We start from the raw sequence: 19,817 nt of genomic DNA, 5'->3' as shown, positions 1-19,817 counted from the left end.
GTGCTCGGGGACCGGGGAGGCGCTCGGGGACGGGAGCGGTGCGGAGAGGACCGGAGCGTTCGCATCCGTCTCGATCCGGTTCGGTCCCTGAGCTTGTCGAAGGGCACCACCGCCCGCTCAGTCCCGTGTGCCGAACAGCCCTTCGCCGTGCTTCGTCAGCACCTCGTAGGCGTCGGCGTAGTTGTCGGGCAGCGGGGCGCCGGGTTCGTACTTCGCGAGGAGGATCCCGATGAGTCCGAGGGCCGGCGGCGTGAGTGGTCGCTTGCGGTCCTTGTCCTTGTCGGCGCGGGCGTTCGCCTCGGGGTTCGGCGGCACGTAGGCGGGCGTCACCGTCGGCCACAGCACCGGTTGCCGCGGGGAGGTGAGGTTCACCGCGTTGAAGATGCTCGTGGCGGTGCGGTCTCGTTCGGTCAGCGGGTCGAGTCCATGAAGCTCGGCGAGGGTCTTCATGAGTGAGCCGTGATGCATCTCCTCGTTGATGACGCTGCCGGCGTTCGTGTACGCGGAGATGACGATCGTCGGCACCCGCAGGCCGAGGCGGTCGAAGGTGAAGCCCATCTCGCCCGCCTCCGGCTCGCCCGACGGCGGGGTCGCCTTGGGTGGTGCCACGTGGTCGTAGATGCCGCCGTGTTCGTCGAAGGTGACGAGCATCACCGTGTTCATCGCGTTCGAGCCGGTGTTCGACGCCCCGTGCTTGATCGACGTGTAGACCTCGCCGAGGAGTTGCTCCCCGGCGCGCATGTCGGAGTAGGCGGAGTCGAGCTCCGGGTCGACGTCGCCCCGGCTCGGGTTGTCGGGACGGACGACCGGCGGGTGCATGTCGTTGTGGTCGAACACCATGCGTGGTTCGACGAAGGCGTAGTCGGGCAGGTCGCCGTTCGCCGCGTCCTCATGGAACTGCTCCATGCTGCGGAAGTTGCTCTTCCAGAATCGCTCGATCGACGGTGCGCTCAGGAGACCGGTGAGGGACACGACCTGTTGGGCGTCGTAGTAGACGCGCCAGGTCTTGCCGGCCTCCTCGAGCCGGTTGAACACGGTGGGGACGGCCGGTGCGCTCAGCCACTTGCCGATCCCGTCGCCCTCGATGTTGGTGACGTAACCGTGGGAGGTGCTCGCATGGAAGAAGGAACGGTTGCAGAAGGTCTGGGAGGGGACCGCCGCGTACCAGTGGTCGTAGACGCCGAAGTTCTTGGCGAGCGTGGACAGCACGGGCAGCATCTCGGGCGAGAATCCGCCCATCACGGTGGAGTACTCCTCGGGCGTCGGCTTGCGTCCGCGGGCGAGCGTCGAGTTGACGATGTAGTCCTTGACGAAGCCGTCGTTCTTGGGGGAGGAGGTGTCGGCCGGGAGGTTCCACGGTGGCTGCAGCGGATTGCGGAGGTCGCCGTTGCTCTCGGGGTCGATGGTGCCGAAGAGCTGCGTGTTGACGTGTGGGTAGAACTCGCCGGGGTCCGGGTCGGGTTGCGCCATGATCTGGTCGGTGGCGCCCGTGTAGACGTGGGCGGGGACGGGTTCGCCGGACTCGCCGGGGTTGCTGTAGTCGCCCTGGGCGAGGCCGTCGAAGGTCTGGCCGGCCGGTTCGCCACCCGCGGGGTACAGCCATCCGAGCATATGGTCGAAGGAGCGGTTCTCGAACATCACGACGACGACGTGGTCGAAGCCCGGTTCGCTGCGCTTGGGGAGCGGCGTGAAGCCGTAGTCCTCCTGCGGGTTGGCAGCGGTGGCGGCTGCGATCCCGCCGGCGACCGCTCCGCCCGCTGCCAACCCGGCGACGCCGAAGCCTGCCGCGCGGAAGAAGTCGCGGCGGGAGGCGGGGCGTTTGGGGCGTGCCTCGGGCTGGGACTCCTGGCCGGGATCCGGACGCGGTTCCTCGTCGTGTGCCACTCGAGCCTCCCCCTGATCGGCGGCGACACCTGGTCGAGGGTCGCCGCTGTGCTGCCTAGCGTAGACGCGCGACGGATGTCGTGCTGTGGGTGAGTGGGGGATTTCTCTCGCCTCGCCGTGCTGCGCTGCGCGAGCTGCACCGGTGTGCGGGACCCCGCAAACGACGAAGCCGGCGGGCTGCTCCGAGTGGAGCGAGCCCGCCGGCAGCGGTCGTGGTGGTGACTAGGCGCGCGGTGCGGCGGTGTTCGCTGCGGCGCGAGCCGTGCGGACCGAGCGCGTGCGGACGAGCATCAGCAGGATGCCGGCAGCGGCGAGCAGGCCTGCAGCACCGATGAGGGACGGCGACTCGACGCCCGTCTTCGCGAGCGTGGCGGGGGAGTTCGTCGGTCCGGTGGCGTTTCCGTTGTCGATGACGACGGGAGCGGCGGCTACCGTGAACTCGACCGGGTCGGAGATCGGCGAGACGGGAACGAGGCGCTCAGCGGTCGAGTCGATGAGCACGGCGAATGCGACGTAGTCACCGGCGCCGAGGCTGAGCATGATGTTCCAGTTTCCCGAGTTGTCGACTCGCACCGCGGAGAGCGGGTAGACGGGCTCGGCTGCAGCTGCGGAGACGTCGGCCGCGCGTGCTCCGGCGGCGGCACCCGACAACAGGAGGTCGGTCTGGGAGGAACGCGCGGTCGGGTTCTCGACCAGTTCGCGCGGAACGGCGACCATGTACACGTCGGTCCCGCGAGTCGCGGTGCCGGTGAAGTACACGAATCCAGGGGTCACCGTCTGACCCTGCGTGGGGCTGGTGAAGACCGGTGCGTCGTAGAACACCGGCTCAGACGTCGGCAGGGTGATGACACGGGTGATGGCGCCGAGGTACTTGTCGCCGAGCGTCTCGTACACCGCGAAGGAACGCTCGCCGGAGAAGCTGGCGAAGGACAGCTCGGCGCTCCACACGCCGTTGACGACGGTGACGCTGTTCTCGCCGTTGACCGGGCGGCCGAGCGAGTCGTTGACGGTGACGATGGCACCGTCAGTGCCCGTACCGGTGAAGGTGATGTCGGCGGTGGTGAACACGTCACCGTTGTTCGGGGAGGTGATCGTGAAGGTCGGCGCGGGTACCGTGATGGTGCGCTCGATGGTGTTCACGACTGCGTTGTTGACCGACTCTTCGATCGTGAGCGTCTGCACGCCGTCGTACGTGGCGAAGGAGAGGTCCGTCGTCCACGTGCCGTCGAAGGCGGTCACGTCGCTCTGCCCGGGGACACGCTCGCCGCTTGCGTCCCGGATGGTGATGACGGCCCCGACCGTGCTGGTGCCGGAGAACGTGATGTAGCTGTCGGTGAAGATCTGGCCGTTCGTCGGAGCGGCGACGTCGAAGGAGTCGACCGGCGCTGCGGGTGCTTCCGGGAGGTTGAAGTTCACCGGGACGGCGGCTTCGGAGCCGTCTTCGACGGTGACGACGATGGACTGCGCGACGGTGTCGTTGTCGTCGTAGGGCGTGAGCGTGATGTCGAAGGTGCCCTGTGTGGCCTCGGCTTCGGCGGTGACGGCACCGCGGCCGAGCTCTTCCGTCTGCGCTGCGTTGAGCACGACGACCGTGGCGTCTGCCGGTGCGAGACCGGTGACCTCGACGGTGCGCGAGGCGACGGTCGAGCCATCAGCCGGCGCGGTGACGGTCAGCAGGCTCGCGGCGTTCGCGGCCGGAGCGGTGAGCACCGACCCGCCGACGACGAGCGCAAGCAGGGCGGGCGTGGCGAGCAGCGCGCGCCAACGAGAGCGGATCATGTGGTTCCCCCAGAAGAAATTCGCAGCGACCGGACTCGGTCGGCTCTTCAACCTAGCATTCAGGCGATTCCCAAACAGGCATGCAGGGGTGGGGTCGGGGAGGTTTGTCCTAGGCCTGGTGTGGCCCTCGTCAGGCTGCTTCGAGAACGACGTTCATCCGCGCGGCGCCTTCGTCGGACCTGGCCCGGGCCGTTTGCGCATAGGGGCAGGAATGGGGCCGCCGCGGTTGCGTTCGTCGACTCCTGCGAGGCCGTTGAAGGCCTCTGGCTGGCTGCGTCGCCTCCGGCAGGGTAGAGCCATCCGAGCATGTGGTCGAAGGAGCGGTTCTCGAACATCACGACACAACGTGGTCGAAGTCTGGTTTTGCTTCGCTAGGGGAGCGGCGCAAACCAGAGTTCTCCTGCAGGTTGGCTGCAGTGGTGGCTGCGATCCCACCAGCATAGGCACCGCGCGCTGCCTACCCGGCAATGCCGGAGCTCGCTGCGCGGTAGAAGTTGCGGCGGGAGGTGGAAGGCATCCTGCAGTCGATCTCTCGCGCAAACCCGGCATACTGATCGTTGTGACCCTCCGGACGCAACGACTCGACTCAATCACGGGCCTCCGATTCGTGGCCGCTCTGCTCGTCTTTGGCCACCATGTGGGCGGTCTCGGCGTCATGACGAACGAGGGGCTGAACTTCCTTCGCCCGGGAACCGTAGGCGTTTCTTTCTTCTTCGTCCTGAGCGGTTTCGTGCTGACGTGGACAGCGCGAGACAACGAACAACCACGTCTCTTCTGGTGGAAGCGGTTTGCAAGAATCTATCCGGCATACATCGCCGCGTGGCTTGGCGTGCTGGTTGTCAATATCGTCAGCGGCGACGGCGTCTCGCCCTGGGACCTCTTGTCGGCGACCCTGTTGCAAGCATGGGTGCCCTCTGAATCAGCCTACTTTGCGAGCAGCGCGGTTTTTTGGACTCTTAGCGTTGAAACATTCTTCTACCTAGTCTTTCCCGCACTGATCCTGCTGGTCAGGCGACTGACGGTTCCCGGTCTTTGGTGCGCCATGGCCGGGCTAGTCGGCTCCGTCGTCATAGTAGCCTTCCTGGTCAACCCCGTTGAGCGTGGCACGTTTGGGAATTGGATATCGTCGGTGTTTCCTCCGACACGACTACTCGAGTTCATCATCGGTATGGTCCTCGCGCGTCTGCTCATCTCCGGTGCGTTGCCACGAATCGCGCTCTGGCTAGGATGCCTTGTAGCGGCGACAGCATTCGTCGTGGCAGCGTTCGTTCCTGTGGCCTTTATGTCCGCCGCCGTGACCATTCTCCCCCTTCAGATACTCCTCGTGGCGGCGGCCCAAGCTGACCTCAACCGCACCCCATCACTTCTTCGTGGTCGGATAGCGGTTCTACTGGGAGACTGGTCATACTCGTTCTACCTGACGCATCTCACCTGCATTTCGGTAGTCGTCAGTCTCGTTGAACGGCTAGTAGGTGACCGAGAGCAATGGGACGGGCTCGGGCTCGTAGGTGTGATCGTGGCTTGCCTGATCGTGAGCATTGGAGTCGCCGCGGCGCTGCACTACATAGTTGAGCGCCCGCTGGAGCGCCGACTCCGGGGTGCGAACTCACTTCTCAATCGCGACTGACGAACCCTCGATCGATCTGACTCTACTGGTTAGGGCTGCTCAGAGTGCTCGATCCCTGTTCCGCGGCTGCCACAGTGCTCAGAAGCCGTGCTGTGGCTTGAAAGGCATCTCTGTGCGTGCCAGGTCCGTATCCTCGTGATAGGTGGCACACTGCAAGGGGACTGTCAGCGCATCCGCGGGGTACTAATTGCCTGTAGAGGACATCCCAGGACTGGATCTCGGAGGCGCCGCAGAGGCAAATCGCGCGCTGATAATCTTGGACAAGCTATGAAATGGCCGTTCAACGAGTCGAGTGAACACTGTAGCCGCGAGCAGTGAAATTGGAAGAGAAATGGCGATCCCGGCCCACGGGGAAAGGTCAATTGTGACAATCCGAGCGGCAATGACGATCGGCTCGTGTACAAGGTACAAACTGAACGATATCTTGCCGAGCCACTTGAACGGCGGCCACGTAAGTACCCGCACCGCATCAGTCCAGAAGCCGGCTATCGGTACCAGCATCGCGGCCCCGATGAACGCGAGGAACTGTGACTGAGGCACGGTTATGGGGCTAAGTGTTAGACCGTCGGACAGCCAGCGAGATGTTAGAAGCAGGATCGATACTGAAAATGCACACAACCATGTCCACCTCGACAGGTTGCGAGTGTGCTCACGGATGGTCTCCCACTCAGCTGCAAACAGTGTCCCCACGGCGAACATAGGCATAAATATTAGGTACCCATTTCCGACATGAAAACCCATCGCCGAAACGATAAGAACGCCGATGAGCTTGAAGGCCCAGAGGCGGCGAGCGTATATCACGAAGGCTACAAAGGCGGGGAGTGTCAGCGAGAAAATGACCTCCCATTGTAGTGACCATAAGGGGCTGAGTACTCCAGAAGTTCCAAACACTAGGCTTGCGTCCCTCAGAAGGAAGCCAGGCTGCCAGGCCTGGGGCAACGAATTAAGCCAACTTCCGAACTTATCGTTAGAGGCGCGGGGAACGAGCGTAATCATGACGATCGCAAACCCGATTGCCACCCACACCGGGCCATATATGCGAACAACGCGCCGAGGATAATACGCTTTCCAGGCGAAACGTCCTCCTAGCACAGGTAAAATCAATACGACGCCGCTCAACACAAAGAATATATAGACAGCTTCCGTGCCAGCCCAAGCTAGATGGAGCGGGGTGTAGGCGAGTGCCCAGTCACCCGTCCAGGGCGCAGGGCGCTCGCCTCCCTGGAAGTACGCGCCGGCAAGGGGCGGGACGGTCAACAGTGCGTGGTGGAAGAGTACGACGAGGGAAGCCGCTCCGCGGAGACCATCGAGCGATTCATACCGCCCACGTCTCGATGGGCGTGCGTGACCCTGCGGCTTCCCCATAGTCCTCCGGAGCCTATCAGTGCGCTGATACAGATCGTGTCGACCGTGAGCGCGTTTGCCATCTGGATCGGTCAGGACTGACGTGTTCGAGAGCTGATCCGCAACTAACAGCGAGAGTCTGGGCCCGCGTCCGCGAGGCACTTCGTCCTCGTGAACGGATATTTTGACCCGAAGAACACCCGAAGGTTCGCACGAAATCTGAAGTTGAGCTGTCCGGAGCCAATAGAATGAAGTGCTGCTGCGTTTGGGGCTGCGAGCCGAGATTTTCCGCTTGGATGTGAGCGTCCAGGCTGCCCCGCGCAGCATTTATTTGACACCCGGGCCTCACGACAACGGGAGATCTGCGGCGAAACCACCCTGGGGGCTCAATGATCCACGATCGACCTGAGACGGTTGAAGAGCGAGATGATGACCGCCGACCCACTGTGGCGGTCCTGGTTGTGAACTTTCGAACCGCTGGGTCAGTCGAACGGTTGCTCCGGTCGATTGCCGCCCACGCTGGCCTCGCCCGAATCACCGTATCCGTGACGGACAATTCGACCGATTTCGGCCAGCTTGCGGAGTTGCGTGCCGTCGCCGATCGGTTGGCTGGGTCGTTCGAGGCCATCAGGATCACGGATGCTGAAACCAACTCTGGCTACGCCAGAGGAAACAACCTCGCCTGGGGGGCCATACCTGAACCTCGCCCTGATGTCGTTGTGGTCGCCAACCCCGACGTTGTTGTTGATCGTGGTTCGCTCGCAGCCTTAGCCGACAGGGTGATCAGCGGTGGCACGACCGTCTGGTCAGTGTGCACGTTCAGCGATCGACGTCAGGGCAACGGACAATCCCGGCTTGATCCGTTCACTGGAATGACCAGGCGCGCTCGGGCGCAGGCACGGCAGCGGTCTCTGCAGTACGTGGGTGGCCACTTCCTTGCCATGTCGCGTGAGACGTGGGAAGCCGCAGGTGGTTTCGCAGAGTGTTACTTCCTCTACTGCGAGGAACTCGACCTTGCACTGCGACTTCACGAGCTGGGAGACAAAAAGGGGCCAATGGCGATGTCGGACTTCGCGGTCACTCACGTAGGCGGGGAGTCCACGGGCCATGATGCTCGGAAAGCGTCTTCGATAGGCACCTTCCATGCCAATCGGAGTCGGGTAATCCTTTATAGGAGACACAAGCGGCTCTGTGCCTATCTACCGATCCTGATCTGCTCTCGTTTCGCGTACGTCCTAACACTGGCCGTCCGCGGCCGAAATCAACAAGCTCGGTCAGTTGTTGCTGGATTGTGGTCAGGTTTGCGGAGCCCGGTGTCATGATGCTCGGAGACGACATCTTTGTATTCGCGACGATCCTGGTATTTGGTATCTGGCTAGTCGCGATAGGTAGGCTTGGCTTTCTCCTGCTCATCGCATTTGGATCGCTCAATACACTGATCGGGCTAGTGGGCCTTGCTGAACTCAACGGTGACGCGCCTGACTACATTGCAATCTTTGTCGCGTGCAACTTGGCGATTTTCGCGGGCTACGTGCTGGCAGGTAGGCGCAGGAAGCCAGTTGAGGCTATCGAGGTTGCCAGCGATGGCGTCCCTCGACGCCTGACACGAGGAATAACTGCCGCCGTTGTCCTCGCGGGCGGACTGGCCGTATATCACCTTCTGGCTGCAGGGATTCCGCTATTCGCATCGGATATTGAAGTTGCAAGATTTGACTTTACATCGTCCGGCTTGCTGGGAATACCTGGCCGAATGTATCTATTCGGAGTGGCAATCAGTTGTTGCATGGCGAGCGCTGCCGCTACCATTCACGGCGTCCGGTGGCGAGACTACATGCCGTGGCGTATTGCCTTTGCGTTACTCCTGGCCATCTCTATCCTGGGCGGATTGAAGAGTGGTATCGTCGGACTCGCAACCACACTAATCGTGATATCGGTGGTGATGACCGGGCGACAGATGTATATACATACTGCGATCGCTCGATATTGGTGGGTTGCCGCCGCGGGGCTCGCATATGGGGCAGCTGTCGCGGCGAGTTACGTGACCTACCAGCGAATGGGAGGCTCATTTCTTGGGTCCATATTTGACCGATTGACGGTGATCGGTGCGGAGCCAAAAAGGATTGCCCTCCTAGGGGAGGTCGCAGTGCCAACGGGCGGCGTGGTCTCAGACTTTCTCTACTTCCTCACGAAGTACACTGGCGGAGATGTCAGTGGCCGTTATACTCTCGAGCGCGCCGTATCGGCGAAAATAATAGGCGTCGATCCCGCGAGTAATGCGTGGACGACGCCGGTAACGGTGGGCGCGATCCCGGAGGTGGTGCTCTTTTTCGGACCGATTCTCGCGATTGTTTTGTGCGTGCTTATCGGCCTTGCAATGAGACAGTTCACCAAGATTGCCGCTAGTGGTTTTTGGAGAATGAGCTCCATTGGAGTTGCGGCCCTCATGTTCTTCACTTGGATGTCCCGCGGCGGTCTGGCTTACTATGTAACTAACTACGCCATCGTAACCCTATTGCTGTTCGGCACGTGTTACGCAGTATACCTATTCAGTTCAGACTTGGAACAGCGTTTTAGGAAACTACATTCTAAACCCGCGAAAAGTCGCAACGATGTGGATTTGGGTGCGGCCAGATGAGCGACAGTCTTAGACCAAGGGCCGTTTCGGTAACTGCCTTTCTTCCATACCCGGGCGTGCCTCATGCCGGGGGTGAGTATGTGCTTCGACACTTCTCGGCCCTGTCGGCAGAATACGACCTCACGATTATCGCGCCTGAGGGTGAAGCCTCGGAAGCTGCTAGGCGTTTCGCTTCAACTCGAGGCTGGAATCTACTGACTATTTCCGAGGAGTCATCGCTACCTTCGTCCATTCGCCGGATCCGATCTACCCTGCATAAGGCTCTCAGCGGTTCAGCCTATGAGCCACATGTGGAGAGCGCTTTTCGAAACAGTGAGCTGATCGAAGGTGCATGCCGGGATGCCTCTATTGTCGATCTTCAGTGGCTTCAGTCGGCCCGTCTTGGACGGCAGGTGCGGGCCTGGAATCCGAAGGCGAGCCAGATCTTCGTCGTGCACGACGTGCTGACGAATCGCTGGCAGAGGTCTGCCGAAGCGGCCTCAGGGTGGAGGAAACTTTACTTTTGGGCGAGGAGACTATTCGCTCAGCGAGCCGAACGCCGCATTTTTGCAGACGTTGATTCGGTAGTTACATTCAGCGCGTCGGACAGGGACGCGGTTAAGCGAATACAGCCCGGATCTCGGGCGGCGTTCGTAGCGCCGCCCCTTGTCGATTCGGCGATGCCCGTTAATGAAGGAGAGCTCAATGCGCTCTCACTGCATCGCGGCGACTGTCGCGTCCTTCTGACGGCTGCATTCGCGAGGCCAGAGAATGACGAAGCCGCAGCGTGGCTTCTGCGCTCGGTGTGGCCACTAGTGCTCGATCAGTTGCCGCAAGCTCGGCTGGTGCTTGCGGGTGCTGGTCCCTCTGACTCCCTTCGCGAACTTGCGAAGGATAATATGGTCGAAGTAACCGGGTATGTCGAGGACCTGCATGACTATTACAGGACGGCTGATCTCTTCGTTGTGCCGTTGAAACGCGGCGCTGGAGTGAAGTTCAAAACGATCACAGCTATGCTATGGGCCATACCCGTAGTTTCGACTCCGGCAGGTGCAGAGGGGATTGGTGAGCGAGGGAACTACGTCGACGTGACCTCGGACCCTGCGACGTTCGCAGAGGCGATTGTGTCCGCGCTCCAAGAGCGGCCGGCTGCGATGATCAGGAGGACGTGGCTCTGGGCTCACTCAACGTATGGTGTCGAGGTATTCGAGCATCGTGTAAGGGAGCTCTATAACCAGTGAGAACTGGTTGACAATTCGCGGCCATCGAACTTTCACTGGTATTGCTCGAGGCCACTCTTCAATCGTTAGTGCTGTATACGGCGTCTGGAAGCTTGTAGGTCTCTCCGAGTTTGCCGCGGATTCCGCTGACAGTGGCGGTGATGATCCGCGCGTATAGTCCGAGGTTTCGGTGACGGACGGCGAAGATCGCAAACGCAACAATGCGGACGGTGTAGTTCATGATGAAGCGCGCAGGCACCCGCTCTTTCGTGGCCAAGCGCCAGTTTGTGTAAGCCGCGTTGCGGAGGCGGTACAGGAGGCGCCACTCTTCTTCTACTGGTGTCGTGAAGAGCTTACTCATGTAGTGCTGTCTCTGAGTGGAAATGGCCTCTTTGCCGTCGGCATCATTGATCTTGATGCTGGTTTCAAGCATCAGAGAGGTGCCACTCTCCACATGGCGTCGGGTGAAGTCATAGTCATCGTGGTACAGAACGAGCTCGCGATTCGGGTCGATGGCTTTGTTGATTGCCCCTCGTGACATTAGTAGGCCGCCATACGGCGCGACTGGAATCGATATGGCTGTGCAAGGCGGCACTGACACTCCCAGACTCTTCCTACCGAGCTTCTCCTTCAGGCGATCGATGAGATCAAATCCTTCAAATCTACCGGGTATGCACAAAGGATACGCCCGTCGAATGGGGACTCCATGCGAGACCTCATGCTGTGGCCCATTAGCGCTGTGGTATCCGGCAATCATTACATCCGGTTGAGTGTCCAAAGCGCTGTCGAGGGCTCGCAAGTAGCCGACCAAGGAGGTTGGGTCTAACCAGTTGTCATCGTCCAGTATCAGTACATGATTGGAGTTCAGTCTTCTTGCCTCAACTATGCCAGCGGCGAAACCCGGGGCCGATCCAATATTGCGCGGGTTGCATACGTACTGCACCCGAAGGTTGTGCCTCTCCGCGAGGGTCTGGATCGCGAGCCTGGAGTCGGGGTGGCTTCCATTGAGGACAACGACGAAGTCGTGGACGCCTGCCGCAGCAGCACGGGCAATTGTCTCTGTCACCAGATGAGCTCTATGGCCGTACGTAACCGTCAATACGGTGATGCAGTTTGGGTTGATGGGCACTTATCGCCAAACCTTCCGTGTCAGCGTTCTCATGGCAAGCAATTGGTAGGTGGTGACACACACTTCTGCGACGGCGATGCTCCAAGTGGCGCCGACGTAGCCGAAAGTGAGCGTGGCGGGAACGAGTAGGAGGAGTCCCACCGCGGCGCCGACCAGAGCGCTGTGTAGAACGGCGCGAACGCCGCCGAGCGGGATGAGAATGGCCGAACTCACTACCCGGGAGATGACCGTCATCCATATCATCAGTCCAACGCCTGCCGTTGCCCAGAGTGAAAGTTGGATCTGATTGTGCGATAGGAGGGAGCTCAGGAATGGCGCCACAAATGTGACCGTGCTTCCGCAAGCCAACCCGAACAGCGTTGAGAAGTGTAAAGCTGGGAGCGCGCGCGACCTAAAATTGCCGTCTCTCGCGGGAATCCAGCCCTGCAGCACCTGGGTGACAGGTGTAATCGCTGTGACTGTCCACTTCAGGAAGCGATCGCTCATCGCAAAGGGTGCCACAGCTGCCGGGCTGATCGTGGGCATGACGATGAGGGGGAGCGCAAGGTATGAGGCAGCGACAGCTGCCGTGCTGAGAGCCGGAACCTGGCGTCGCAGTCTGAAGGTCATCCGTCGAAGGCCTGCTGAAGCGGTCGCAGCGGGCTTGCGTTGCGTGCCTACGATAGCGAGATGTGTGAGTACGACGACGGCAATTGTCCCGGCCAGCTGGAGCCCGGCGTAGATTCGCGCGTCGGCGCCGAGGTACAGGAAGGCGATACCCGCGAGAGTAACTAGGACTCGAGGTAGCGTATCGACCAAGAACATTTGCTTGGGCATACCCCGTCCGATGAAGTACCAAGGCGATGCCGCCCCATATGACGCAATAGCCAGAGCTTGCAGAAAGCTGGCCGCATGGTCGGCCAGCGGAAGTAGCCATGCAATCCCTGCGATCGCCATCGATGCGGGGATTAGCAGAATCAAGCGGGGAACGAGAGAAGATTCGTAGTACCGCCGTTGGCTCTCGGCCTCCCGGCGTGCGATGCTTGCCGGTCCCACCACGCCCCAGCCCCAGGCCACTGCAATCGAGCCCACAACGCCTATCGCTTGACCGACAGCGAGGCCTGACCAGGCCGTGGTACCGAGTTCGGATATGAGAGCCGGGATTGACACAAGTGAAAGAAGCGCGAGGATGGCAGCTGAGCTCGAGAAGCCGAACACCCGCGAGACGAGTTTTGGAAACTTCACATCAATTCTGTTCCTGCGACCGGAAGACCCAGGGCGGATGCATATTGGTCCACGACTCTCGTGAGGCTTCGTTCTTCGCGAACACGCAGTCGCCCGAGACTACTTGCCGATCGAGCGGCGCTTGGATCAGCTTGGATCCCCTCCAAAATGAGCCGGATCGACTTGGCGCCAGAATCAGCCTCCCACACGTACCCCTCGTGTCGCGCATCGAAGAACTCTCCAGCACCACCACGTGATGGAACCACGACAGGAATTCCTCTAGCCAGTGCTTCCCCAACTGTACGGCCGCTTGCTTCTCTTTCATTGACCACGAGCAGAACCGAGATCTCTTTATAGAGTGAGTCAGCGTCTTGTCTGCCTCTCCAATAAACCGGTGCTTTGCGAGCGGCAGCGTAGCGGCTCAGTTCTTCAGCATAGTGGTCGGATCCAAACGAGGAGCCGAAGACATGAAGTTCAGTGTTCGCCATTGGCGCCACGGCGTCGATGGCTAATTCGATGTTCTTCTCTGGCACTATTCGTCCAACCAGTCCTACCTTCAGAGGGTTCACTGGAAGTGCTTCCTGTTGAATCTCCGCTGTGATTGGCCGCGGGATGAGATATGCGTGCCGATTCTTAGACACCATGCCTCCGATGAAGTTGCTTATGTAGATCGCGCGGTCGAAGAGCAGGGCCATAATTCGGATGCGTGCGCGCATCATTGGCGAACTGAATGAGTCGTGCAGGTCTATCGCTGTCAACACATCGCGCCTCCGCCACAATATCGATAGCGGACCGAGCATATACAGATTCACACTGCAAACCACCACGCGCTCGGTGGGCTCGTTCGTAGTGAGCAGATACCTCGAGAAGGCTCGCCACCTTGATAGTCGACTTGAATGGGAATGTGAGATTTGTACTGTGTTGATGCCAGGCTCCTGGCGGAAGAACTTTGCTGCCGTCTCCGAAGAGACAACTACGCGCACTCGGTAGCCCCTCTTCACTAACTCCTGCGCGATAAGCCGGATACTCGTCTCCGCGCCCCACGCGGCTGCGGCTGACGAGACGAACGTTACGCGAGGGTCGCGGAAGCCGCTCATTAGGAGTCACCTAGCAATCGAGAGGTCCATGCGAGTACCTCTTGTCGGAAGCGGGCCGTTCCGAACTGGCCGGCGGCGGCTGCCTGTGCGCGGGTCATGTCTAGTTCTCGTGCACTGTTGGCTCCGCGTCGCAGTTGGTCGTCGTTGAGGGTGTCTAAGACTATTCCGCCTTCGAGCGAGAGCACGCTTTCGGACGCGCCGCCTTCTGACACCACGAGAACTGGCGTGCCGAGGGCCATCGCCTCGACGGGCATGATGCCGAAGTCCTCCACCGCTGCGAACACGAGGAGCGATGCCGCCTGGTACAGCGCGAAGAGCAACTCGTCGCTCGGCCTCGTCGTGATGATGACCGGCACCGTCGCGGCATCCGCGAGCGCCTGCAGTTCGGCGTGCTGCGGTCCCGCGCCCGCGAGCACGACCGGCAAGCCAGCGAGTTCGCCGGCGCGGATGGCGACGTCGAGTCGCTTGTAGTCGACGAAGCGGGAGGCACCGAGGATGTACTCGGACGGCAGCGTCGAGAACAGGTAGGCGTCCTCAGCGCTGAGTCGGTCCGCCCAGGACGGCACGCTCTGGAGGTACTCGACGCGGACCGGCGGATGGATGACCTCGGCCTCGACGCCCCACGAACGCTCCATCCGCTGACGGATGTAGTCGCTGTTGGCGGCGAACGTCGCGCCGTCCTGCGCGCGCTTGCGGTCGACGCGACGGAGGGCGGGGGCGAGTGCGCGGGCAGCGAGGTTCCCGCCACGGACGTCCAGCTCGGGGGCCCAGAGGTATCGGGCAGGCGTGTGGACGTACACGAACCGCTGCGGGCCGTCGGCCGGCTGTCGTCCGCCGGCGTGATGCGCGAACGCGTGCGAGCTGATGAGGACGAAGTCGGCGGCGGAGACGTCGGTCCTGGCCCAGGTGGCCGGCATGAACGGCAGCGCGGCCGCTTTGCTCTTCCGCAGGGGTGTGCGGGCGATCCAGGATTCACTCACGGTGTGGCCGGCGAAGCGGTCGGGAGCGTTGCTCCACAGGCAGTGGATGTCGGCGTCCGGAAAGACAGCCGCCATCTCATCGACCACGTTCTCGGAACCACCGTGCCGCTCGATCCACTCGTGGATGATGAGCCCCGCCATCAGTGGGCTTCCTTGCCCGGAGCCACGACGGCCCGGATCGTTCGCCAGAGGATGACGACGTCGCCCATGAGCGACCAGTTCTCGACGTAGTACAAGTCCAGGCGGATCGCGTCCTCCCAGCTGAGCGCCGAGCGCCCGCTGACCTGCCAGAGGCCCGTCATGCCGGGCTGGACGATCAGACGGCGCTTGGCTGCCGAGTCGTAGAGTGCGACCTCGCCCTCGCGCTGCGGGCGCGGGCCGACCAGGCTCATGTCGCCGCGGAACACGTTGATGAGCTGAGGGAACTCGTCGAGCGAGAACTTCCGCAGGGTGGCGCCGACGCGGGTCAAGCGTGGGTCGTTCTGCACCTTGAACAGTGGGCGATCGCTCCTGCCCTGCTGGGCGAGCAGCGCGGCGAGTTCAGCGTCCGCATTCACCCGCATCGAGCGGAACTTGAGCATGTTGAACGGCTCGCCGTTGAGCCCGACCCGCTCCTGGCGGTACAGCACCGGTCCCGGGCTGGTGAACTTCACGAGGAGAGCGACGATAAGGAGGATCGGCGAGGCGACGAGCAGGATCGCACCGGAACCGAGGATGTCGAAGAACCGCTTCGAGAACCGCTTCCGTCCCTCGTAACGCGGGGTCTCCACGTGGATGAGCGGCAGGCCGGCGACGGGGCGCGTGTGGATGCGAGGGCCGCCGATGTCGGTGAGGCTCGGCGCGACGATGAGGTGCTGGCGACCAGGCTCGAGGCTCCAGCTCAGCTGCCTGACACGTACCGGCGTGAGCTCGTCGGAACTCGTGATGATGACCGTGTCCGCGCCCGTCGCCTCGAGCGCCTGGAGCACGGTGTCGACGGTACCGGAGACCGGGATCGTCGTCGACCCGAGCGTGCCGCCGACCTTGCCCGTCGGAACGCAGGCACCGACGACGCGGTACCCGGAGTCCGTCGAGCGACCCAGCTCGGCCGCGATGTGCTCGGCTGAGTCGGCTGACCCGACGAGGAGGACGCGCGAGGAGTAGTTACCCCGCGCGCGTTGCACCGATAGCCACTGGCGCCACATCCAGCGCGACAGCAGCAGCACGAGGATGCCGACGGGGAACGCGAGGAGGAAGTACCCGCGGGCGAGATCGAGTTTGAAGAGGAAGGCGACGATGGCTACGAGGCCGAAGAGGCGGATGCTCGCGTCCGCGATGAGCTTGTACTCGGTGTTGCCGCTCCCGACGATGCGCGCCTCGCGGGTGCCGAACACCCTGAGGACGATCATCCACGCGCTGATCAGGACGAGCGAGATGACCGTGTAGTTGACTATGACGCGTGCCACATCGAAGTCGACGGAGGTGGTCTCCTGATCGAAGTCGAACCAGACCAGCTGGGTGCCGAACACGACCCAGACGAGCACGAGCGCGTCGGTGAGGGCGAGGCGGTTGGCGTAGACGCGTCGCCAGTCGCGCGCGGCGACGGGAGCTGGGGCGGGGGCTGTGCTCGCAGGCGTCGTTGACAGCGGCACGGAAGGCTGCGACAGCATGCGGTCTCCGTGGTGGAACACGTAATTACTACTGATGACGAGGGGCGGAATCGTTGTTTCGATACGCGGCTGTATCGATGTTGTTGACACTAGCGGTGAAGATGCCCCACATCTGTCCCCTTTTTGGTGGTTGTGCCCCACACGGGCCTCATTTGCGACAACTGTAGGGGAAACCCTACGTGCGAGCCAGGTGTCGTTCGATGCGCTCAGGGCCCCACCGAGACCCATGAGACGCCGTCGTCGGTTGAGTTGAAGAGCGTGTCGCCCACCCAGAGCCAGCTGACTCCCTCGGCCGACGCGAGCGCTGCTGGCGCAGTGACGTCCGCGCCTACGACACATCCGACAACGTCCGGCGTGGACGCCGCGGTCATCGCCGTGCCGGGCAAGAGCAGCACGCCCAGACCGGTACATCCGGTCACCCCACGAGCTGCGAACAGGATCTGCTCCGGCTGCACGTCCACGGCATGGATGCCGGCGAACGGGATGGCGGTCCATGAGCCGTTCGTCGTGTCCCACTCAGCGAGGACGGCCGAGCATGCCGCCACCGTGCGGGTCTCATCCGCGCCGAGTGCCTCGACGGCCGGGCATGGCGCTGCCACCGGCTGACCCGCCATGACGACGGCGGTGGAGCCGTCCGGCGCCACCGGTGTCTGGTACGGGACGGTCGAGAGCAGTTCGGGCGAGGAGTCCCAGGTGTCGCCGGCGTCGGTCGACGAGAATCCGCCCACCGCGCACTCCGCCCCGGCTGATCCGACGAGTTGCACCTCGTCCTCGCTCGTCGCCGTGAGGGCGTAGACGACGCGGAGGTCGAACGCCTGGGCGGTCGGGATCACTGCCCAGGTGACCCCCGCGTCCTCGCTGCGCTCGACGACGGCGGGAACTTCGCAGGTGCCCTGAGTCGCACGCCAGAGGACCGTGGCGTTCCCAGCAGCCATGAACCGCTCGGTCGACTCAGCGGCAACGGGCTCCTCGGTGACCTCCGGTGAGGCGGTGGCCGACGGTGTCCCGCCGAACGTCGGAATCGGGCGCTGCGTCGGCTCCTCAGTGCTGCGGCCGTTGGCCGTGAGGGCGAGCCCCACGAGGACGACGTCGGCGATGAGGAACAGCACCAGCCCGATGATCGCCAGCGTCCGACGTTTGGAGCCGAGCCGATCCCAGAAGGTCTCCTTGCGATCGCCCGCGCGATATGTGGACCTGCTCTGCTTGGGCGTCACGCTCGGTCGCCTGCCTGAGCGAGTCGATCCGCGATGACGGAGACGTGGTCGTGGATCTGGTCGCCGACCCGCGCGTAGGTGGACGCGCTCCGGCGGTAGGGGTCTTCGATGTCGTCGTCCTCCGCGTCCTCGGGCGGCGGGACGGAGCCACGCTGCGCGGCGACCTCGTCGACGAGCGTCCAGGGGTCGGAGACGACGTGGGTCTCTGCGACGAGCCTCGCGAACTGGGGCACGGTGAACGTGACGCGGGAGGCTCGGGGGAGGAGCCGTGCCACGACGCTGCGGTGTTCGCGGGTCGCCGTCAGGATCAAGTCGGCATCGGCCACGAGGTCGCGGTCGAGCGGTGTGGGGACGTGGCCTTCCGGTGATCCGCCGAACCGACGCGACTGCTCGACCACCTCGTGGGGCATCTCGAGGCCCTGGCCGACGCCCGTCCCCGCGCTCGACACGGCGATCGGCCGGCCACCCGCGGTGACGCCGGCGGCCGCGAGCCGCGCGGTGAGGATCTGCGCGCCCAGTGCGGAGCGGCAGATGTTGCCGGTGCAGACGAAGAGGACCGAGAACGGCCGAGAAGGGGTCCCAGAGGAACCGGTCACTTCTTCACATCCTCGGCGTAGCCGTACCCGGCTCCGTAGCCGTAGCGTGCGTACCCGTAGGCGTCAGGGCCCTTCGTCGGCACCATGGTCATGACGAGTCCGGCGACCGAGGCGTTCACATGCGCCAGTGATTCGAGTGCACCCTTGAGCTGGTTCTTGTGGGTCCGGCCGGCTGCGACGACGACGAGCGCCCCACCGGTGTGCCGCGCGAGCAGTGCACCGTCGGTGACCGGCAGGAGTGGCGGTGCGTCGATGATCACGTAGTCGAACTGCTGCTCCAGCCCACGGATCAGCTTCTGCATCACGACGGAACCGAGCAGCTCACTCGGGTTCGGCGGTACGGCACCGGCTGGGAGGATCTGCAGCAAGCCACGTCCCCACTGCTGCATCGTGTCGTCGAGGGTGGCCCGACGGATGAGGACGTCGCTCAGGCCGACGGCGCCCTCGATGTCGAAGTAGTTCGCGAGCTTCGGGCGGCGGAGGTCCGCGTCGATCAGGACGACCTTGTGGCCGGCATCCGACAGCGCGATCGCCAGGTTCGCCGCCGTCGTGCTTTTTCCCTCGCTCTGGATGGACGACGTGATGACGTAGCTGCGTGGCTGGTCGGTGACGTCGAGGAACTGCAGGTTCGTCCGGAGGCTGCGGAACGACTCGGCGCGCGGGCTCTTCGGGTCGGCCTGCACGATGAGCGGACGCTGCTTCGCCTTCGGGTCCCACGCGATGCCGCCCATGAGCGGGATGTCCGTGACGCCTTCGACGTCGCGCTCGTTGCGGATGCGAGTGTCGAGCGTCTCCTTCAGCACGGCGAAACCGACACCGATCGCGAGGCCGACGAGCAGGCCGAGCGCGATGTTGAGGGGGACGTTCGGGCTCACCGGGGTGTTCGGGACGCCGGCCTGCTGCACCAAAGTCAGCTTGACCGGGCTGGACGCCCCGTCTTCCGGCGTCTCGATCTTCGACACGACAGCCGTGAGGCTCTCCGCCGTGGTGTTGGCGATCTCAGCGGCCAACACGGGGTCGGGGTTCATGGCCGTGATCTCGATGAGTGTCGTGTCGAGCGGCGCCGAAGCGGTGAGCTGCTGAGCGAGCTCGCCCGCCGTGATGTTGAGTTCCAGGGAGCCGACGACGGGGAGCAGCACGATCGGGGTGCTCACGAGGTCGGCGTAGGTCTTCACCCGCTGCTGTGTGAAGGCGTTGCCCTGGGCCAGTTCCTGCACGTTGTCGCTGGACTGCGTCGAGACGAACACCTTCGCCGATGAGCTGTACTCGGGCGTCTTGACGAGCGAGTAGGTCGCTGCGATCGCGACCCCGAGGAGCGCGAGCGCGACGATCAGCACCCAGTACTTGCGAAGGACACGGAGATAGTCACGAAGCTCCACGCGGTGGCATCCGATCAGTCAGAGGGGAGAGCATGGCACCTCGGTTGGAGGCGGCCCCGAAGAGGGGGTTGTGAGCCATGGTGCCACAAACCGTCAACTGTT

15 protein-coding genes are annotated in these 19,817 nt (G+C 62.9%); 4 read left to right on the top strand and 11 right to left on the bottom strand.

Annotated features, from left to right (window positions below):
- Nucleotides 1-117 precede the first annotated feature (117 nt).
- Complete coding sequence (locus tag GV015_RS17750; RefSeq protein ID WP_159879751.1) at nt 118-1,884, bottom strand: alkaline phosphatase family protein; 1,767 nt, start codon at nt 1,882-1,884, stop codon at nt 118-120.
- 222 nt (nt 1,885-2,106) lie between these two features.
- Nucleotides 2,107-3,663: an LPXTG cell wall anchor domain-containing protein gene (locus tag GV015_RS17745; protein ID WP_159879749.1), complete on the bottom strand. Its 1,557-nt coding sequence runs from the start codon at nt 3,661-3,663 to the stop codon at nt 2,107-2,109.
- A 559-nt stretch (nt 3,664-4,222) separates the two neighbouring features.
- Between GV015_RS17745 and GV015_RS17740 the strand changes: the two genes are divergently transcribed.
- Complete coding sequence (locus tag GV015_RS17740; protein ID WP_159879747.1) at nt 4,223-5,290, top strand: acyltransferase; 1,068 nt, start codon at nt 4,223-4,225, stop codon at nt 5,288-5,290.
- Nucleotides 5,291-5,473: 183 nt separating this feature from the next.
- On the opposite strand, the gene GV015_RS19340 is transcribed toward GV015_RS17740, so the two are convergent.
- On the bottom strand, nt 5,474-6,655 hold the full coding sequence (locus tag GV015_RS19340; protein ID WP_159879745.1) for an acyltransferase: 1,182 nt from the start codon (nt 6,653-6,655) through the stop codon (nt 5,474-5,476).
- 368 nt (nt 6,656-7,023) lie between these two features.
- Here GV015_RS19340 and GV015_RS19335 point away from each other — a divergent pair, with 368 nt between their 5' ends.
- From GV015_RS19335 to GV015_RS19330, 3 genes are read left to right on the top strand one after another with little or no spacing between them, the layout of a single operon-like run.
- Nucleotides 7,024-7,956 (top strand): glycosyltransferase family 2 protein, encoded by a 933-nt coding sequence (locus tag GV015_RS19335; protein ID WP_159879743.1) that lies wholly within the window; start codon nt 7,024-7,026, stop codon nt 7,954-7,956.
- Nucleotides 7,953-9,269 carry a hypothetical protein gene (locus GV015_RS17725; RefSeq protein WP_159879741.1) on the top strand — a complete coding sequence of 439 codons (1,317 nt, stop codon included), beginning with the start codon at nt 7,953-7,955 and terminating at the stop codon, nt 9,267-9,269. Before GV015_RS19335 ends, GV015_RS17725 begins: the two co-directional genes overlap by 4 nt.
- A complete protein-coding gene (locus tag GV015_RS19330) occupies nt 9,266-10,489 on the top strand; it encodes a glycosyltransferase (RefSeq protein ID WP_159879739.1) in 1,224 nt (407 codons plus the stop codon). Before GV015_RS17725 ends, GV015_RS19330 begins: the two co-directional genes overlap by 4 nt.
- 58 nt (nt 10,490-10,547) lie before the next feature.
- Here the strand turns inward: GV015_RS19330 and GV015_RS17715 are convergent, their stop codons facing one another.
- From GV015_RS17715 to GV015_RS17680, 8 genes are all read right to left on the bottom strand, one after another.
- Nucleotides 10,548-11,597 (bottom strand): glycosyltransferase family 2 protein, encoded by a 1,050-nt coding sequence (locus GV015_RS17715; protein WP_159879737.1) that lies wholly within the window; start codon nt 11,595-11,597, stop codon nt 10,548-10,550.
- On the bottom strand, nt 11,598-12,821 hold the full coding sequence (locus GV015_RS17710; RefSeq protein ID WP_159879735.1) for a lipopolysaccharide biosynthesis protein: 1,224 nt from the start codon (nt 12,819-12,821) through the stop codon (nt 11,598-11,600).
- Nucleotides 12,818-13,897 carry a glycosyltransferase family 4 protein gene (locus GV015_RS17705; protein ID WP_159879733.1) on the bottom strand — a complete coding sequence of 360 codons (1,080 nt, stop codon included), beginning with the start codon at nt 13,895-13,897 and terminating at the stop codon, nt 12,818-12,820. The genes GV015_RS17710 and GV015_RS17705 overlap by 4 nt, the downstream gene beginning before the upstream one ends.
- Nucleotides 13,897-15,018 carry a glycosyltransferase gene (locus tag GV015_RS17700; protein WP_159879731.1) on the bottom strand — a complete coding sequence of 374 codons (1,122 nt, stop codon included), beginning with the start codon at nt 15,016-15,018 and terminating at the stop codon, nt 13,897-13,899. The genes GV015_RS17705 and GV015_RS17700 overlap by 1 nt, the downstream gene beginning before the upstream one ends.
- Nucleotides 15,018-16,526, bottom strand: coding sequence for a sugar transferase (locus tag GV015_RS17695; RefSeq protein WP_159879729.1), 1,509 nt, complete (start codon nt 16,524-16,526; stop codon nt 15,018-15,020). Before GV015_RS17695 ends, GV015_RS17700 begins: the two co-directional genes overlap by 1 nt.
- Before the next feature lie 206 nt (nt 16,527-16,732).
- A complete protein-coding gene (locus tag GV015_RS17690) occupies nt 16,733-17,740 on the bottom strand; it encodes a hypothetical protein (protein WP_159879727.1) in 1,008 nt (335 codons plus the stop codon).
- A complete protein-coding gene (locus tag GV015_RS17685) occupies nt 17,737-18,336 on the bottom strand; it encodes a low molecular weight phosphatase family protein (RefSeq protein ID WP_159879725.1) in 600 nt (199 codons plus the stop codon). The genes GV015_RS17690 and GV015_RS17685 overlap by 4 nt, the downstream gene beginning before the upstream one ends.
- Nucleotides 18,333-19,715 (bottom strand): polysaccharide biosynthesis tyrosine autokinase, encoded by a 1,383-nt coding sequence (locus tag GV015_RS17680; RefSeq protein WP_124769930.1) that lies wholly within the window; start codon nt 19,713-19,715, stop codon nt 18,333-18,335. The genes GV015_RS17685 and GV015_RS17680 overlap by 4 nt, the downstream gene beginning before the upstream one ends.
- Between the last annotated feature and the right edge of the window lie 102 nt (nt 19,716-19,817).

Origin of the sequence: Plantibacter sp. T3, from assembly GCF_902506515.1 — a bacterium.
Taxonomy (GTDB): Bacteria; Actinomycetota; Actinomycetes; order Actinomycetales; family Microbacteriaceae; genus Plantibacter; species Plantibacter auratus.
Note: the sequence above shows the minus strand (reverse complement) of the source record. Positions and strands in the feature narration are given on the sequence as shown.

What these genes read in the sequence shown, in the direction of transcription:
- GV015_RS17745 (WP_159879749.1), bottom strand. Translation starts at nt 3,663, where the DNA reads ATGATCCGCTCTCGTTGGCGCGCGCTGCTCGCCACGCCCGCCCTGCTT.
- GV015_RS19340 (WP_159879745.1), bottom strand. Translation starts at nt 6,655, where the DNA reads ATGGGGAAGCCGCAGGGTCACGCACGCCCATCGAGACGTGGGCGGTAT.
- GV015_RS19335 (WP_159879743.1), top strand. Translation starts at nt 7,024, where the DNA reads ATGATCCACGATCGACCTGAGACGGTTGAAGAGCGAGATGATGACCGC.
- GV015_RS17725 (WP_159879741.1), top strand. Translation starts at nt 7,953, where the DNA reads ATGATGCTCGGAGACGACATCTTTGTATTCGCGACGATCCTGGTATTT.
- GV015_RS19330 (WP_159879739.1), top strand. Translation starts at nt 9,266, where the DNA reads ATGAGCGACAGTCTTAGACCAAGGGCCGTTTCGGTAACTGCCTTTCTT.
- GV015_RS17705 (WP_159879733.1), bottom strand. Translation starts at nt 13,897, where the DNA reads ATGAGCGGCTTCCGCGACCCTCGCGTAACGTTCGTCTCGTCAGCCGCA.
- GV015_RS17700 (WP_159879731.1), bottom strand. Translation starts at nt 15,018, where the DNA reads ATGGCGGGGCTCATCATCCACGAGTGGATCGAGCGGCACGGTGGTTCC.
- GV015_RS17695 (WP_159879729.1), bottom strand. Translation starts at nt 16,526, where the DNA reads ATGCTGTCGCAGCCTTCCGTGCCGCTGTCAACGACGCCTGCGAGCACA.